We start from the raw sequence: 1195 nt of genomic DNA, 5'->3' as shown, positions 1-1195 counted from the left end.
AGTTGCGATCAGGGGCGCTCAAGGCACATGGCCACGCCCATGCCGCCGCCGATGCACAGGGTCGCCAGACCCTTTTTCGCATCGCGGCGCTGCATTTCGAACAGCAGGGTGTTCAGGATGCGCGCGCCAGACGCACCGATCGGGTGGCCGATGGCGATAGCGCCGCCGTTCACGTTCACGATGTCCGAATTCCAGCCCAGTTCCTTGTTCACGGCACAGGCCTGCGCGGCAAAGGCTTCGTTCGCTTCGACAAGGTTCAGGTCATCAACCGACCAGCCCGCCTTTTCCAGCGCCTTGCGGCTGGCCGGGATCGGGCCGGACCCCATGATTGCCGGATCGACGCCCGCGGTGGCATAGGACGCGATTCGGGCCAGGGGCGTCAGCCCGCGACGTGCTGCCTCGTCCTCGGTCATCACCAGCACCGCTGCCGCGCCGTCGTTCAGCCCCGAAGCGTTCCCGGCGGTGACAGTGCCGTCCTTGGTAAAGGCAGGGCGCAGCTTTTCCATCGCGTCCAGCGTCGCGCCATGGCGGATATATTCGTCGGCATCGACAACGATATCGCCCTTGCGGGTCTTGATCGTCACCGGCACGATTTCATCGGCAAAGCGCCCGGCCTTCTGCGCCGCCTCGGCCTTGTTTTGCGATGCGACGGCGAATTCATCCTGCGTGCCGCGCGAAATATCCCATTTCGTCGCCACATTCTCGGCGGTCTGGCCCATGTGATAGTCGTGGAAGGCATCCCACAATCCGTCGCGGATCATGGTGTCCAGCATCTTCATGTCGCCCATTTTCTGGCCCGCGCGGATATAGGCCGCGTGGGGCGACAGCGACATGGATTCCTGTCCGCCCGCGATCACGATCTTTGCATCGCCCAAGATGACCTGCTGCGCGGCCAGCGCCACGCTGCGCAGGCCCGAGCCGCAGACCTGATTGATCAGCCATGCCGCCGATTCCTGCGGCAGACCGGCCTTGATATGCGCCTGACGTGCGGGGTTCTGGCCCTGACCGGCGGTCAGCACCTGACCCAGAATGGTTTCCGACACCTCGGCCGCATCGACCCCTGCGCGTTCCAGCACTGCTTTCAGCACGATTGCGCCCAGATCATGCGCGGGCGTATTGGCAAAGGCCCCAAGGAAGCTACCTACGGGTGTGCGGGCGGCGGATACGATCACTGCTTTGGTCATGTTTGGCTCCT

Annotated in this window: 1 protein-coding gene; it reads right to left on the bottom strand. The window is 64.0% G+C overall.

Annotated features, from left to right (window positions below; all coding sequences use genetic code 11):
• Positions 1 to 8: 8 nt before the first annotated feature.
• On the bottom strand, positions 9 to 1184 hold the full coding sequence (locus FN835_RS21110; protein WP_142665188.1) for an acetyl-CoA C-acetyltransferase: 1176 nt from the start codon (positions 1182 to 1184) through the stop codon (positions 9 to 11).
• Positions 1185 to 1195: the final 11 nt, after the last annotated feature.

Source organism: Paracoccus laeviglucosivorans, assembly GCF_900182695.1.
Lineage (GTDB): Bacteria > Pseudomonadota > Alphaproteobacteria > Rhodobacterales > Rhodobacteraceae > Paracoccus > Paracoccus laeviglucosivorans.
The sequence above is the reverse complement of the archived record's forward strand: the minus strand, read 5'-3'. Positions and strand labels throughout refer to the sequence as shown.